12 protein-coding genes are annotated in these 15,826 nt (G+C 47.9%); 8 read left to right on the top strand and 4 right to left on the bottom strand.

Going from position 1 to position 15,826, the window contains the following annotated elements:
- Window positions 1-7 precede the first annotated feature (7 nt).
- The 7 genes from prmA (at window position 8) to AC1RJL_RS03345 (ending at window position 8,783) form a co-directional block, all read left to right on the top strand.
- Window positions 8-889 (top strand): 50S ribosomal protein L11 methyltransferase, encoded by an 882-nt coding sequence (prmA, locus tag AC1RJL_RS03375; protein ID WP_492911337.1) that lies wholly within the window; start codon window positions 8-10, stop codon window positions 887-889.
- Window positions 890-1,024: 135 nt separating this feature from the next.
- Window positions 1,025-2,641, top strand: a complete 1,617-nt coding sequence (locus tag AC1RJL_RS03370; protein ID WP_492911336.1) for a DUF3426 domain-containing protein — start codon at window positions 1,025-1,027, stop codon at window positions 2,639-2,641.
- A gap of 263 nt (window positions 2,642-2,904) precedes the next feature.
- The gene (dusB, locus tag AC1RJL_RS03365; RefSeq protein WP_492911335.1) at window positions 2,905-3,894 is read left to right on the top strand and encodes a tRNA dihydrouridine synthase DusB; all 990 of its coding nucleotides are present in this window, start codon (window positions 2,905-2,907) and stop codon (window positions 3,892-3,894) included.
- Window positions 3,891-4,187, top strand: a complete 297-nt coding sequence (gene fis / locus AC1RJL_RS03360; RefSeq protein ID WP_435783704.1) for a DNA-binding transcriptional regulator Fis — start codon at window positions 3,891-3,893, stop codon at window positions 4,185-4,187. The genes dusB and fis overlap by 4 nt, the downstream gene beginning before the upstream one ends.
- Before the next feature lie 100 nt (window positions 4,188-4,287).
- Window positions 4,288-5,868 carry a bifunctional phosphoribosylaminoimidazolecarboxamide formyltransferase/IMP cyclohydrolase gene (gene purH / locus AC1RJL_RS03355; RefSeq protein ID WP_492911334.1) on the top strand — a complete coding sequence of 527 codons (1,581 nt, stop codon included), beginning with the start codon at window positions 4,288-4,290 and terminating at the stop codon, window positions 5,866-5,868.
- A 131-nt stretch (window positions 5,869-5,999) separates the two neighbouring features.
- Window positions 6,000-7,280 (top strand): phosphoribosylamine--glycine ligase, encoded by a 1,281-nt coding sequence (gene purD / locus AC1RJL_RS03350; RefSeq protein WP_492911333.1) that lies wholly within the window; start codon window positions 6,000-6,002, stop codon window positions 7,278-7,280.
- Window positions 7,281-7,406: 126 nt separating this feature from the next.
- Entirely contained in the window at window positions 7,407-8,783 is a 1,377-nt protein-coding gene (locus AC1RJL_RS03345; RefSeq protein ID WP_492911332.1) for an OmpP1/FadL family transporter, read from the top strand.
- Between the two features lie 81 nt (window positions 8,784-8,864).
- On the opposite strand, the gene AC1RJL_RS03340 is transcribed toward AC1RJL_RS03345, so the two are convergent.
- On the bottom strand, window positions 8,865-10,403 hold the full coding sequence (locus AC1RJL_RS03340; protein WP_492911331.1) for a beta-N-acetylhexosaminidase: 1,539 nt from the start codon (window positions 10,401-10,403) through the stop codon (window positions 8,865-8,867).
- Window positions 10,404-10,729: 326 nt separating this feature from the next.
- Between AC1RJL_RS03340 and AC1RJL_RS03335 the strand changes: the two genes are divergently transcribed.
- Window positions 10,730-11,629, top strand: coding sequence for a histone deacetylase family protein (locus AC1RJL_RS03335; RefSeq protein ID WP_492911330.1), 900 nt, complete (start codon window positions 10,730-10,732; stop codon window positions 11,627-11,629).
- Between the two features lie 50 nt (window positions 11,630-11,679).
- Here AC1RJL_RS03335 and AC1RJL_RS03330 read toward each other — a convergent pair whose 3' ends face one another.
- The 3 genes from AC1RJL_RS03330 to AC1RJL_RS03320 form a co-directional block, all read right to left on the bottom strand.
- The gene (locus tag AC1RJL_RS03330) at window positions 11,680-14,160 is read right to left on the bottom strand and encodes a bifunctional acetate--CoA ligase family protein/GNAT family N-acetyltransferase (protein WP_492911329.1); all 2,481 of its coding nucleotides are present in this window, start codon (window positions 14,158-14,160) and stop codon (window positions 11,680-11,682) included.
- A 42-nt stretch (window positions 14,161-14,202) separates the two neighbouring features.
- Entirely contained in the window at window positions 14,203-15,387 is a 1,185-nt protein-coding gene (locus tag AC1RJL_RS03325; RefSeq protein WP_492911328.1) for a PilT/PilU family type 4a pilus ATPase, read from the bottom strand.
- A gap of 72 nt (window positions 15,388-15,459) precedes the next feature.
- A complete protein-coding gene (locus tag AC1RJL_RS03320; protein WP_492911327.1) occupies window positions 15,460-15,807 on the bottom strand; it encodes a RidA family protein in 348 nt (115 codons plus the stop codon).
- Window positions 15,808-15,826 lie beyond the last annotated feature (19 nt).

Raw genomic sequence — 15,826 nt, 5'->3', positions numbered from 1 at the left:
AAATCTTATGCCTTGGCTGCAACTTAAAATTGTCACTCCACGCCGCTATGCCGAATCACTTGAGGATTCATTACTTGCTTGTGGTGCTGCCTCTGTCACCCTGCAAGACAATGCAGACCAACCCATTCTTGAACCCGGTTTGGGCGAAACGCCGCTGTGGGACAGCGTGAAAATAACCGGGTTATTTGACGCGGAGATAGATACCGCCAAGACCATCGCCATTGCCGAGCGGCGTTTTGGCAATTCACTGCCGGAGCACCACTGGGAACAATTGGAAGATAAGGATTGGGAACGCGAATGGATGAGCAACTACCATGCAATCCGCTGCGGTGAACGCCTGTGGATTTGCCCTAGCTGGCAGCAGCCACCCGAGCCGGAAAAAGTAAACCTGATGCTCGACCCCGGCCTCGCGTTTGGTACTGGAACCCATCCCACTACGTTTTTGTGTATGCAGTGGATCGACCAGCAAAACTTCGATGGACTGGAAGTCGTTGATTACGGCTGCGGCTCCGGCATCCTCGGTATAGCTGCATTGCTGCTGGGCGCTAAAAAAGTGATCGGCGTAGATATTGACCCCCAGGCATTACTGGCCACCACCGAAAACGCCAAGCGCAATAACTTACCAGCCGACGCAATGCCTGTGTATTTGCCACCTCACTGTCCACCGGTCCAGGTAGATGTAATGCTCGCCAATATCCTCGCCGGCCCTTTAGCCGAGCTTGCGCCATCGCTCAGCACCATGACCAAAATCGGCGGAAAGCTTTGCTTATCAGGGATTTTGTCAGTGCAGGCCAAGTCTGTAATAGCAGCTTACGAACCCTGGTTTGTATTTGACCCCCTTGCCGAGCAGGAAGAATGGGTGCGCTTGACCGCAACAAAGGTGAGCTAGTTGGCATTGCCGAGGGAGAAAACGCCTACCGGCTGTCGCCGGAATTTACCGTACGTCTCCCTAAAGTTACACTGTTAACCATCGATAATAATGTAACGGGGTTTTCATGACTCCAATGCACCAGGCAAATAGACAATGACTTCTGCGAGCAAACAAATCATCACCCGTTGCCCCAAATGCGGGACTGCATTTCGCGTGACACCGACCCAGTTGCAATCCGCTAAAGGTGCGGTACGTTGCGGGTCTTGTTTGCATGTATTCAAAGCGCAGGAGTATATAGTCGCAAGTCCACAATCTACCGCTGCACCGCAGCTAAAACCATCGACTGGCACCGCAATAGCAAAAAGCAACATATCAGCAAAAACCACTATATCGATTGAGCCGGCAAAAACACCAACCCCGACAGCAGTAGTAACCGCACCGCAAAAACCGCTTGCCCCATTACCGCCCGCAAGCAAACCAGCAACAGTGGTCGAATCCGCAATTTTAAGTGCGATCAAACCACTTGGCGTGGACTTGCCAGCATCATCCCCAGTTGCAAAAACAGTGACTCCAAAGACCGCAAAACCCGTTGTGCGTGTGATTGACAAATCCCCCTTCGCACAATCAGATGACATCTTGATCAGCGATGATATGGATGACCATAAGAGCGACAACAAGAATTATGAATTCGATGGCTTTATGGATATCGATCTGGCTCCAAAATCCGAAGTGTCACTCTTCGAGCGCAAAATTCGCGATAAGGATGAAGACGATTCCAGCAAGGACGCCGATGAATCCTGGGCGGAGATGTTGATTGATGAAGAGGACGATGGCACACCGCAACTTGGCATCCTCAAACCCAAGACGGAAGAGCAACTCGCCGATGATGAACTGACGGCCAGTTATGCAGTTAACCCCGAAACAAGGGACACTGGTCCAACCGAATCCTATTCACCAGCGCCAGCATCTACACCTGGACTCGTATTCAGCTTGATTGGTGAACCAGAGGAAAAACCACAGCAAAGCGAAATATCCAGTGACGATTTCATCATTAGTGATGAACTCGCCCGCATTCCAAGTAATCAAGGTTTTACCCAAGCACCTGTTCCGGAAAACACCGGTCCATTGCTCGACCCGAGCATCTTCGAGACCCCGGATGAGAGCGCTGACGATAATTCGCCTAAACGCCAGGTAAAAACCCAACCCAAAATCCGCGCTTACGATGGTTCACGCACCGCATTGCTGATGAACATTATGCCGGCGCCAATTGAATTCACTGCCAAGCGGATGCGCCGTTGGTATCAGCGGAAACTCTGGCCAAGCCTCAGCTTGCTTGCGTTGGTTGCACTGATCATCCAGGTCGGCTGGTTTAAGTTTGATTATTTCAGCCGCGCCGAACCCTATCGCACCGGTTATCTATTCCTCTGTCCTTACATTGGCTGTGAAGTACCAACTCTAGTGGATACCAGCCGTATAGTGGCATCCAATCTGGTGGTACGCGAGATTCCGGAAACGCCGGGCGCACTGGCGGTCGATGTGATGATCATTAACAATGCACCATTCGAACAACCTTACCCTGACCTGATTCTGGTATTCACCAATATCGATGAGAAGCCAGTTGCCTCCCGCCGTTTTGTTCCCAAGGAGTATTTGGGCGGTGAAGTCGCAGGCCAGGACCTAATGCCGCAAAACAGAAAAGTCCACATCAGTCTCGATATGGTTGATCCGGGCCCGGAAGCGGTCAATTACCACATCGATATTCCGCGCTAACCATAATCATAACGGCAGCTCCGCCCAGACCTGCCCCAATTCACTTTTTTTTGCAACCCAAAACGACTAAAAAACGCGTTTTTATCGCTCAAAAAAACGCCATTTTTTCTGCTTTTTGCGTTCCAAACCACCGCTCAAACGGGTATTATGGCGACCCTTTTACGCAGGGCACCCAAGACCGAAATGGCATGGGAATACCCAGGTGAAACCGGCATTTTCGGCTCAACCGCAACTAAACGATTCACTCACTACAAGCCAGCCACGTGTTTACTATCGGCCCCTATTGCATCGACAGTCAGGTCATTCTCGCGCCTATGGCAGGCGTTACTGACCGACCTTTTCGTCAATTATGCCGTTCACTGGATGCAGGCTTGGTGATCTCGGAGATGCTTACCGCCGATTCTGCATTGTGGAATAGCCGTAAAAGTAGCTTGCGGATGGATCACACCGGCGAAGCCGAGCCGATTGCGGTGCAAATTGCCGGCGGTGATCCGGAGATGATGGCTGAGGCAGCGCGCCTGAATGCGGCCAATGGCGCCCAGATTATTGATATCAACATGGGTTGCCCCGCCAAGAAAGTATGTAAAAAAGCCGCCGGTTCTGCGCTTTTGAAAGATGAGCAACTGGTCGCTGATATTTTGCAGGCAGTGGTAAGTTCAGTGGACATTCCGGTCACCCTGAAATTTCGCACTGGCTGGAGCAACGAAGAACGCAATGCTGTGCGTATTGCACGCATCGCCGAAGATGCCGGCATACAAGCTTTGGCGCTTCATGGCCGTACCCGCGCCGATGCTTTTTTGGGCCAAGCCGAGTACGACACCATCGCCAGTGTAGTGAATGCGGTGAAGATTCCCGTGTTTGCCAATGGCGATATAGATTCACCGCACAAAGCCAAAGCCGTGTTGGATCACACGGGTGCCGCAGCGGTGATGATTGGACGGGCCGCCCAAGGCCGCCCCTGGATCTTCCGGGAAATTGCGCATTACCTGCGTACCGGTGAGCAATTACCCGAACCGTCCCTGATCGAAGTCAGGGATATTTTATGTACCCATCTGTGTGAGCTATACCGTTTTTATGGTGAGTTTATGGGCCCGCGTATCGCTCGCAAACATGCGAGTTGGTATTTGCAAACGGTTCCTGGCAGCGAAGCTTTTCGCAAAACCTTTAACGCTATAGATAACGCGGAAGAACAACAAACCAGCATTCAAAATTTCTTTGAACAGCTGCTTACGAAAGAGGAAAAAGCCGCATGAACACCGCAACTTTCTTTGCTGAATCAACTCCAGCACAAGCTGCAAGCCCCAACCAACCAGTACAAGCTCAATCGCTGCGCGGCTGCGTAGAGCAAGCAATGGAAAATTATTTCAAACACCTTGATGGCCAGGACGTAAGCAATGTTTACGAAATGGTTCAGGCAGAAGTGGAAGCGCCAATGCTTGAAATCGTATTGAAATACACTCGTCACAACCAAACCCGCGCTGCACAAGTATTGGGGTTGAACCGTGGCACACTGCGTAAAAAATTGAAGCAATACGGCCTGCTGTAATTTTTCCAGCGCCGCATGGCAACCAAAGAGGGGTGGTAATTTATTTCCACCCCTTTTGCTTTTTAACAGTTTGAATTTTTCACTTACAGGGGAACTGCGTATGTCTAACACTTCCGATCTTGTTGCGGTAAAACGCGCGTTAATCAGCGTGTCTGATAAAACCGGCATTGTCGAATTTGCCCAAGCCCTGCACGCCCAAGGCGTAGAAATTTTATCAACCGGTGGCACCTTTAAATTGCTCACCGACAACAAGGTCCCTGCAATTGAAGTCTCTGACTACACCGGCTTCCCGGAAATGATGGACGGCAGAGTAAAGACACTGCATCCGAAAGTACATGGCGGTATTTTAGGCCGTCGTGGCCTTGATGAAGGTGTGATGGCACAACACGGTATCAATGCGATTGATATGGTCGTTGTAAATCTCTATCCGTTTGAGAAAACCGTCGCCAATAAAGATTGCTCATTGGAAGACGCCGTAGAAAATATCGATATCGGCGGCCCAACCATGGTTCGCGCCGCTGCAAAAAACCACGCACATGTAAACATCGTTGTTAATGCATCAGACTATGCAAATATTCTTGCAGAACTCAAAGCCAACAACGGCAGCACCTCGCTGAAAACCCGTTTCAATTTGGCGATCAAAGCCTACGAACATACCGCCGCGTACGACGGTGCCATCGCCAATTATTTTGGTCGTTTGGTAGAAGGCGGCAGCGCCGATTTCCCGCGCACGTTCAACACCCAATTTATCAAAGCACAAGAAATGCGCTACGGTGAAAACCCGCACCAAAAAGCCGCCTTCTATGTTGAAAAAAATCCACAGGAAGTAGGCATAGCGTCCGCAAAACAATTGCAAGGTAAAGAGCTCTCTTACAACAATGTTGCCGATACCGACGCAGCACTGGAGACAGTAAAATCCTTTAGCGAACCCGCCTGCGTTATTGTTAAACATGCAAACCCTTGTGGTGTTGCAGTAGCAGAATCGATTAAACACGCGTACGACCTGGCGTACTCAACTGACAGCGAATCAGCATTCGGCGGCATCATCGCGTTCAACCGCGAATTGGATGCCGAGACAGCCAAAGCCATTGTTGAGCGTCAATTTGTAGAAGTGATTATTGCACCGGGCGTTTCAGCAGAAGCCATCGAAATCGTGAAAGCAAAACAAAATGTACGCTTGCTTGCTACCGGCGAATGGAGTTCAGTTCGCGTCAAAGGCCTGGATTATAAACGCGTCAACGGTGGCTTGCTGGTACAAGACCGCGATGACGGGATCATTACCGAAAGTGATTTGAAAATTGTCACCAAACGCGCGCCAACGGCAGAAGAAATTCAAGATTTGTTGTTCGCATGGAAAGTCGCCAAGTTTGTAAAATCCAATGCCATTATTTACGCAAAAAACAAACACACCATCGGTGTAGGCGCCGGCCAAATGAGCCGCGTAAACTCTGCGCGTATCGCTGCAATCAAAGCTGAACACGCCGGCTTGCAAGTCGCGGGTTCCGTAATGGCTTCTGACGCCTTCTTCCCGTTCCGCGACGGCATCGACAACGCTGCAAAAGTTGGCATTGCCGCGGTAATTCAACCGGGCGGCTCAATGCGCGATGAAGAAGTGATTGCAGCTGCGAACGAACACGGCATGGCAATGGTGTTCACCGGTATGCGCCATTTCCGTCATTAATTAATGGCGACATTGATTTTGTAGGTTGGCGGTGAGCTTGCGAACCCCAACAATGGTTTCTGTCATATGGTCATGTTGGGGTTCGTTCCTCACCCCAACCTACGTAAACAACACAAAAAGATACCGATTTTATGAACCTATTAATTATTGGCAGCGGTGGCCGCGAACATGCACTCGCCTGGAAAGCAGCACAAAGTGCACAAGTAGAAAAAGTATTTGTTGCACCGGGTAATGCTGGTACAGCGCTGGAAGCAAAATTGCAAAACATGGCAATCGACATTTTAGATTTTGAAGCGCTGGCAAACTTTGCCGAAAATAATAATGTCGGCTTAACCATTGTCGGCCCGGAAGTGCCGCTGGTTGCCGGGGTGGTGGATTATTTTCAATCGCGCAACTTATTGTGCTTTGGCCCGAGCAAAGGTGCTGCACAATTGGAAGGATCAAAAGCATTCACTAAAGATTTCCTGGCACGCCACAAAATCCCGACTGCCGATTATCAAAACTTTATCGAGGTTGAACCTGCACTTGCTTACTTACGTGAAAAAGGCGCACCGATTGTAATTAAGGCCGATGGCCTTGCTGCAGGTAAAGGCGTAATCGTTGCTGAAACACTGCAACAAGCAGAAGACGCTGTGCGCGATATGTTGTCAGGCAATGCATTTGGCGATGCTGGTTGCCGCGTGGTAATTGAAGAATTCCTCGCAGGTGAAGAAGCCAGTTTTATCGTGATGGTGGACGGCAAAAATGTATTGCCAATGGCGACGAGCCAGGATCACAAACGCGTCGGTGATGGCGATACAGGCCCGAACACTGGCGGTATGGGAGCTTACTCACCAGCGCCGGTAGTTACACAAACAGTTCATGACCGCGTGATGAAAGACATTATTTATCCAACTGTGAATGGCATGGCCGCAGAAGGTAATACTTACGTTGGCTTTTTATATGCCGGTTTGATGATTGATGCTGCAGGCAACGCCAAAGTGATTGAATATAACTGTCGTTTTGGTGATCCTGAAACACAGCCAATCATGTTGCGTTTGCAATCGGATCTGGTTGAGCTTTGTTTAGCAGCACTCAAAGGTGATTTGGATAAAACCACTGCCGATTGGGATTCGCGTGCTTCAGTTGGCGTTGTACTCGCCGCAGGCGGTTACCCGGATGCTTATGATAAAGGCGATATTATTTCCGGTTTACCCACCACTGAAATTGCAGGCGAGAAAATTTTTCATGCCGGCACTTCAACAAAAGATGGCCATACAGTAACTAACGGCGGTCGCGTGCTCTGCGCTACTGCATTAGGTGATACCGTGTTGGAAGCGCAACAACGTGCTTATCAACTGGCGAAAAAAATCAGCTGGAAAGGTATGTTCTATCGCAACGATATCGCCTACCGCGCAATTGACCGCAAGTAATAAGAAGAGCATGCGGTCTAATCGTTAACGACAAACCTTTGCGCAATACCGCACATACATCCCCTGATTTTGCCAGCTACACTCATAGTGAATTAATTGAGAAGCTTGCAAAGCTCAGGGGGATTTATGCTAATCCACACACACGCAGCAACACGCTTATCCCAACGTCTTACCACACCTGAAATACTTCTTTCTTCTGCCGCATTATTGTTTTCTATCGCACTACTTCCTGCGCCATCAATGGCAGCCTCATTTCAAATACTCGAACAAAGTCCTGCACATCTCGGTAAAGCATTTGCAGGTACCGCTTCTGATGTCACAGACGCGAGCAATGTATTTTTCAATCCCGCCGGTATTACTGAATTGGATCGACCTACATTAACTGTCGGCGGTAATGCGATTTTTACGCGCTCCAAGTTTAATGACGAAAGCTCCAATACTAATGGTGGCGCGGGTAAAACTGATGAAATTGGTTATGTACCCAATATTTATTATGTGCATCCAGTATCAGAGCGGCTGGCATTCGGATTTGGAATCAATGCTCCTTATGGACTTGCGAGTAAATATGACGATGATTGGGCCGGGCGTTATCTCGCCACTCATAGTGAATTGGAAGTCGTCAATATCAATGCGGTTGCTGCCTACGCACTGACTGACAAATTATCTTTGGGTCTAGGTGTTAATTACCAGCGTGCTGATGTCACACTCGAAAGCCAATTCGATTCAACACTGGGCGTTAATCCATCGCCAGCCACTGACAGCAGTGCAAAAATTCAAGGCGACGATGACAGCATCGCAGCCGATGTGAGTTTATATTTCAAACCATCCGACCGAACCAGTATTGGATTAGTATGGCGACAAGGCGGAGAATTTGATCTTGAAGGCGATGCGAGTTTTTCGTTGAATCCATTATGCAGCCCCGGTCAGGGATATCCAACCGGTGCACCACCAGCACCCACTACCGGGACTATTTGTGCCGCATCATTGAATGCTGTGGCAGGCGATGCACAAGCAAGCTTCCAATTGCCTGACACTATTACCTTGAGTGGTACACAGCAATTGAGCGATTACTGGTGGATTCACGCCGATATCGCCTGGACTGAGTGGAGCAATATCCAAAACATCCATGTCATTAATAGCAGCAACGCTCTCACCATTAATACATTGGAATTACATTACAAAGATACTATGCGCTATGCATTAGGTTTCACCCACAATTCTGATTGCCCATGGACCTGGCGCTTCGGGATTGCCTTCGACGAGGCACCACAAACCGATCCCGCGCTCGTTAATCCACGCATTCCGGATCAGGATCGTATCTGGTTTAGTGCCGGCTTTAATTACGAGTTTTCACCCAATACATCACTGGACTTTGCGTATAGCTACATCAAAGTAGATGAAGCCAGCATCAACAATACCAACACACAAACCGGTCATCATGTTGAAGGAAAATTTGATGCAGGTGTCAATATTGTTGGCTTGCAGGCAAATTTTAAATTTTAGCTATTACTAAAGCAGATGGACAAAAAAAAGCGGAAACTATTGTTTCCGCTTTTTTATTATTGCATTTCATCGCTGCTTATTTTACCAACCTAGTTGCGGCTCTTTGTAATAATTCACACCCCATTTATCGAACGCAGGTTTAAGGCTGGATAAACGTTTAGTAAATTGGCCATAATCGCGGTCTGTTTGTTTTGACCAACCGATTTCTGCTACTGCGGCCAAACGCGGCCAAATCCGATTATCCAATGCAGCTTCCGTCGTAATCAATTCACTCCACACCGGCGCTTCAACTCCAGTCACCAGCGAATATTTTTGCGGATTGAAGCTATATACGCGCTCCAGAGGAATACCTTGTTCGCGGCACCAGGTATAAGTCTCAGGTTGCCCCTTGTAGTTGCCATGATCAATATACATGTAACTGCAGGGCGAAAGAATCAAATGAATATTGCGATCAATTGCCGATTGAATATCGTAGCTGTCATTCCACAATTGCAGAAGTGTATCGCTACTGAGATTTTTTGCAGCAGAAGCCTCTTCCCAGCCGATCATAGTGCGATTTAGGTCTTTAATGATCTGGTTGGCCTTGCCAATAAATTCAGGATACAAACCATGCTTGATTTCATCGCCACCGATATGAATATATTGCGCGGGAAAAATACTGGCCACTTCGGTCAATACATCTTTTACAAACGGATAAATAACATCAGGTTTGGTCAAGCACAAAAAGCTGAAGCCCACTTTCAAACCCGTGTACAAACCAAGATTGGTAATATCATCACATGCCAATTCATTGTATGAAGCAATGGCAGCTTGAACGTGACCGGGCATATCCAACTCCGGAATAATTTCAATTTGATGCTGCGCCGCAAAGCTAACCAATTCTTTTAATTCTTCCTGTGTATAAAAACCACCGGGGCCACCACCCGCAGCAGTAGAACCACCAATGCTGGTCAGCTTCGGATATTTTTTAATTTCCATCCGCCAGCCCTGATCATCTGACAAGTGTAAGTGCAGTTTGTTGAGCTTGAACGCAGCCATACGCTCGATGTGTTTTTTCAAATAATCCATACCAAAAAAATGACGCGCCACATCGACCATACTGCCCCGCCACGCATATTGCGGAACATCGGTAATCTCTACCTGCGGTAACTCATAATTTGCTTGCGCATTCACAGGCAGTAATTGTTTTAAAGTTTGTATTCCGTAAAACAATCCCGTATCCGTTTGCGCATTGATCTGGATATCATTGCCGATCACTAACGAATAACCTTCACGCCCCAGATCGGGTTGGTCCACCAATGATAAACCCAGAGTAACTTTTGCTGTATCAACCGATTTGATTCCTAACTCGACCAATAATTCGACCACCGCCAAAGTGCTTGTTGCCGCTGCCGGATCAATCTGTAAATTCAGCTCACTCCCTAGCTCTAAGTTCGCGCTTTTATCGATAATCGTACCAGGCCAGGGAACTAATGGAAGTTGCCTGGCTACACTAACAGATGAGCTGGCAGAAGAACTCGATAAGCTGGCCTTTCCTGAATCCCCATCCGGTTTATTGTTAGCCTTGCCCCCGCATGAACACAGCAATACTGCGGTTATTAATACGATATATTTATTCATTATCGACTCTCAATTTTTTAGTTTTTATCGCGCCCGACGAAAACGGACATCGTTGGTTGTGCCGCACTTATATAAACCAGTGAGTCTGGAGCAGATAACTCCTTTATCAAATCTTTACCCGCCCCTTACGCACTACCGCAAAATCTTTATTCATTACGCAAAAAAGTCGTAGGGCCAATGCCACTCGCTGATGAATTCATCTATAGTTGTGAGGTATTCATACAAGCCAATTTCCGACGCAACCGTGTCGCTCAAGCATCCACATTTTTATTTTTCGACTTATGATTGCCACCCTGATTAGCCACCCGGATTGTCATAATCACTATATGCCCACAGGCCATCCTGAATGCCCTGAGCGTATTGATGCTATCGCCAACCAATTACTAGCCAATGGTATTGATGCGCTCCTGTATCAACGCGAAGCACCCGCGGTTACCGATGAGCAGCTACTGCGTGTTCATTCAGCAGAGCATTTGCAAAAAATCGCGCAGGCAACGCCGCAAACGGGAAGTCACTTTTATACCGATGATGTGTATCTTTCGCCCGGCACATATTCGGCCGCGCGCCATGCAGCCGGCGCAGCTGTTCTCGGTGTGGATATGGTTATGCGCGGTGAAACCGATGCAGTATTTTGCAATGTACGGCCACCGGGACATCACGCCGAACGTATGCGTGCAATGGGTTTTTGCATTTTTAACAATGTTGCTGTTGCCGCTGCACATGCGCTCGATACCTATGCCTTGGAACGTGTCGCCATAATTGATTTTGATGTGCATCATGGCAATGGGACACAAGATATTTTTTTTAATGAGCCGCGCGTTTTATTTTGCTCCAGCTTCCAATATCCCTTTTACCCTAATACCAATATTGATGATGTACCTGCGCATATTATTAATACTCCCTTACCTGCCACTTGTCGCAGTGAAGGTTTTCGCGCAGCTGTTAGTGAGAGTTGGTTTCCCGCACTGGAAAATTTTAAACCACAGTTAATTTTAATTTCGGCAGGATTTGATGCGTACATTGATGACGATATGTCATCTATAAGTTTGGTGGAGCAGGATTATTTCTGGATCACCCAACAGTTGCGCAAGCTAATGGATAACAGCCAAACACTTGCACCTGAGCAGCAATGTAAGGGAATTATTTCTACGCTGGAAGGCGGTTACGATTTATTAGGATTAGGCCGTTGTGCAGCCGCACATATCAAAGCCCTCGCCAAACTTTAATTCAGCATCGAACCTGAAAGATTCTGAACTTGAAAAACGACGCTGTTTTTTTACAGCGTCAGGCTCATATCAATCAAACCATCCTCGCGATTATATTTCACGGTAAAACCCAGCTTGCGCGCGAGGTTTGCCATACCGGCATTTTCCAGCATAGTAAAGCCGGTAAGTTGTTGTGTGCCTTGACTGCGGCAATAATCAATCATTTTTTGCAACAGGCGTCCGCCCAAACCTATACCTTTTAGTTCGCTGCGCACCGCCATCGCGAATTCAGCCATCGTATTATCCGGGTGTATTTGTACACGCACCACACCTAAAATTTCTTCTTGCTGTTCACTATTGCTCGCCACTGCGATAAATGCCATTTCGCGCGCATAATCTATTTGTGCCAAACGCGCCATTTGCTCATGGGAGAATTGTGGCAACTCGGCAAAATACCGTTTATATCTATCTTCTTTGCTTTGCGAGCTATCAAAGATTTGTAAATTCACTTCGTCTTCCGGACGAATCGGACGCAATAATACCAAACGCTGATCGCGCAAAATAAACGGCTCTTCCAATTCTTTAGGGTAAGGCCTGATCGCTAATGGATAGGTATTTATTTCTGTACTGATTTCCAAACTTACATCCAGCACGCGTATATCATCACCCGCAACTAGCACCGGGTTGATCAATAAATTATGCAGTGATGGATGATCAATCACAATTTGACTAATTTGCGTCAGCAATAAACAAAGCGCAGGCATATCGAGTGGCACATACAATTCGCGCTCGCGGATTTTTCCTTCTGCAAGTGCCTGTATCACCATGTAGCGCGCCAGTGCCATATTTAATGGCGGCAATGCAACCACTGCATTGCGTCGAATACTCCAGTGACTGGCAGCCTCCCCCAATAAAATAACCGGGCCAAATACCGGATCATTTTGCACTTGTATCCGCAATGGATGCGCACCTTTGCGCTGCGAGTGGGTGACATTTGCGGACGCATTTTCAATTTCTGCAAAGGTGTTAATACCGTAATCATTCAGCAAAGCAATTGCTTCGGCTCGCGTTAATTGTGTACGCGCTTCTGCCAATGCCTGCGCAATAATCGCTTGGGCATTTTGTGGCTGATAAGGAACCTTATCGCTGATGGACTCCGGGGTCTCAGACAATAGTTTTTGATTGCGGCGATATTGCACCATATGCATGAAAGCACCGACTGCGCCTTCCGGTGTACGGAAGGATGCGATACTCGCATCGGCAAAACGCAAGCGTGCATTTTGTGCGGCATCTTCCCCCATCCAATTGGCAAATAAATTGGGTTTGCGTCCAATGTAATTTTTATAAGTATTGATTACCGCATCGGCATAAACCTCACCCGAGGTTAATGCCGACGGTGCCTGCATAATCAAAATATTATCCACGCTATTACTCTGTAATAATACTTGCAGGACTTGCTGATAGGTTTCCGGTGAGGCATCGCCTAACAAATTGATTGGGTTGGTAGCACGACCGCCGGAGTGAATTAATGGTTGCAGCTGTGCCACGACTTTTTCATCCAGTGTTGCCAAGCGACCGCCGCGCTGCAGGAGTGCATCAACAGCCATTGCACTCGGGCCATTGCCATTGGCAATAATCACCAATTGCTCACTGTAAATCGGCTTTCCATTTGCCAGTGTTTCCACTGCCGCCAGCAACTCACGCAAGTCACCTACACGCAGCATGCCGGCACGGCGAAATGCTGCATCGTAAACGGCATCGTTACCCATTTTTTCGGCGGCCAACCGCGAGGTCAGTGCACTGGTTTCAGAATAAATTCCCGCCTTAATGACTAATATAGGTTTATTAAAAGACGCCGCCCGCGCGGCCGACATAAATGCACGGCCATCGTGAATTGCATCGATATACAAAAGAATCGCCGAAGTTTTTGCATCGCGCCCGAGATAATCAAGTATCTCGTCAAAATCAATATCAACACCTTCACCAAGCGAAATAAATTGCGAAAAACCAATGCGACGGCGACAAGCCCAATCCAGCAAGGTTACGCATACTGCAGACGATTGGGATACCACTGCAATTTTTCCCGGTAATGCATTGATGTGGGCGTAACTCGCGTTCAACCCCAATTCAGGAATGATGATACCCAACGAATCCGGCCCGAGAATCCGCACCCCCCACTCTTTGGCGATAGCAAGCATTTGCTCTTGCAGGTTAGTACCCTGCGCGGTAAATAAATTATCCAGCCCTGCAGCAATCACAATCGCATTTCGAGTGCCTTTTCTTCCCAGCTGTAAAATAATTGCCGGTACACGGGTTGCGCGGGTACAAATAATGGCGAGATCGGGAACAATCGGTAACTCATCAATCGAACGATAAGCCAATACACCATTCACTGATTTATAGTGTGGTGTGACCGGCATAATGGGACCGTCAAATTGCCCTTGCAGCAAATTGCGCATCACTGCATTGCCCGGGCGGTTAGGCTGGTTGGATGCACCTATGACCGCAATTGAATGAGGCTTCAGTAATTGTTCAACACTTTTTACTGTCATTTATTTACCGTCATAGCCTTTTCTATTTATCCGTTTATAAAATTACAAATTCTCTTCATCATCAATTTTTTGCAAACTCAATTCACCGAAACTGGTTGGTGGCGCTTTGGGTTGAGCTTGCGGTGCAGCAACAATGGCTTCCGCCTTGGGTACGGCAACACTATCAGTTGCCAACTTTATCCGCAGGCGCACATTATTAGGCGAATCGGCATTCGCAATGGCATCATCAAAACTTACCTTACCTGCCATATACAATTTAAAAATAGCGCCATCAAATGTTTGCATGCCGAGATTTTCGGATTTCTCCATGATCTCTTTAATTTCAGTGAGCCGGCTTTTTAGAATCAATTCCTGAACGGTTTTAGTGCCCAACAACACTTCCACCGCAGCACAACGTTTTCCATCAACGGTAGGCAATAACCGCTGCGACACAAATGCGCGCAAATTTTGCGATAAGCCCATCAACAATTGCGGCCGGCGCTCTTCCGGAAATAAATTGATAATCCGTTCCAGCGCCTGGTTAGAATTATTCGCGTGCAATGTTGAAATTGCCAAATGCCCGGTCTCGGCAAATTCCAGCGCGTGCTCCATGGTTTCGCGGTCGCGGATCTCACCGATTAGAATGACATCCGGCGCTTGGCGCAAGGTATTTTTCAGCGCTGCTTTATAGCTGCGCGTATCAACACCCACTTCGCGCTGGTTAATCACACTGCGCTTGTGTTTGTGCACAAATTCCACCGGATCTTCGATGGTAATAATATGGCCGCCGCTCGATGAATTGCGATGATCAATCAGCGCAGCAAGCGATGTCGATTTACCCGACCCAGTGCCACCGACAAACAAGACCAAGCCGCGCTTGGTCATAATTACATCTTTTAATACTTCCGGCAGACCCAGCGCATCAAATTGCGGAATATCGGTTTTGATATTCCGCGCGACTATCGCTACTTCATTGCGCTGTTTAAAAATATTGATCCGAAAGCGACCAACACCGTGAATAGAAATCGCCAGATTCATTTCCAATTCGTGCGCAAAAACAGCGCGCTGTTCATCATCCATAATTGCATTGGCGATTGCCTCTATCTCACCCGGCTTGAATGACTCGGTTGCCAATGGTTTTAACACGCCCTGAAATTTTGCACAGGGCGGCGCACCGGTACTGAGATATAAATCAGATCCGTCTTTCTTGGCGAGAATATTTAAATATTGATCGATTGGCGTTGCCATACAAAACTCCTGGGTGCGCAAGACAATAGGAGGAGTATAGTCAGGATTACCCGGAGGGCATGGCAAGAATGGCTAATCTATCGCCGCCACAAACGCAATTTCCACCAACATCGCGGGATCGAGCAATTCCACTTTTATACAGGCGCGTGATGGCGCACAACCCGCAGGCAACCAAGCCTCCCAGGCTTTATTTAATGCGGGCACGTTATCTTTGTCAGTGATGTAAATCGTCGCTGATAGCAGACGGGACTTATCACTGCCAATCGCCGCCAAAGTCACCTCGGCTTGCGCCAGAATTTGCGCGATCTGCCCAGCCATAGCGCAGCCGGTATCGTTAGGCACTTCAACAAAATGGGTTATACCCTTGTACACAGTCGCATCTGACCAGCGCGGCGCTGGATTCAAGCGTTGAATATTCATGCAGAGTTTTCCTGATAGA

Source organism: Cellvibrio sp. GW822-FHT04B05 (assembly GCF_058800985.1).
Note: the sequence above shows the minus strand (reverse complement) of the source record. Positions and strands in the feature narration are given on the sequence as shown.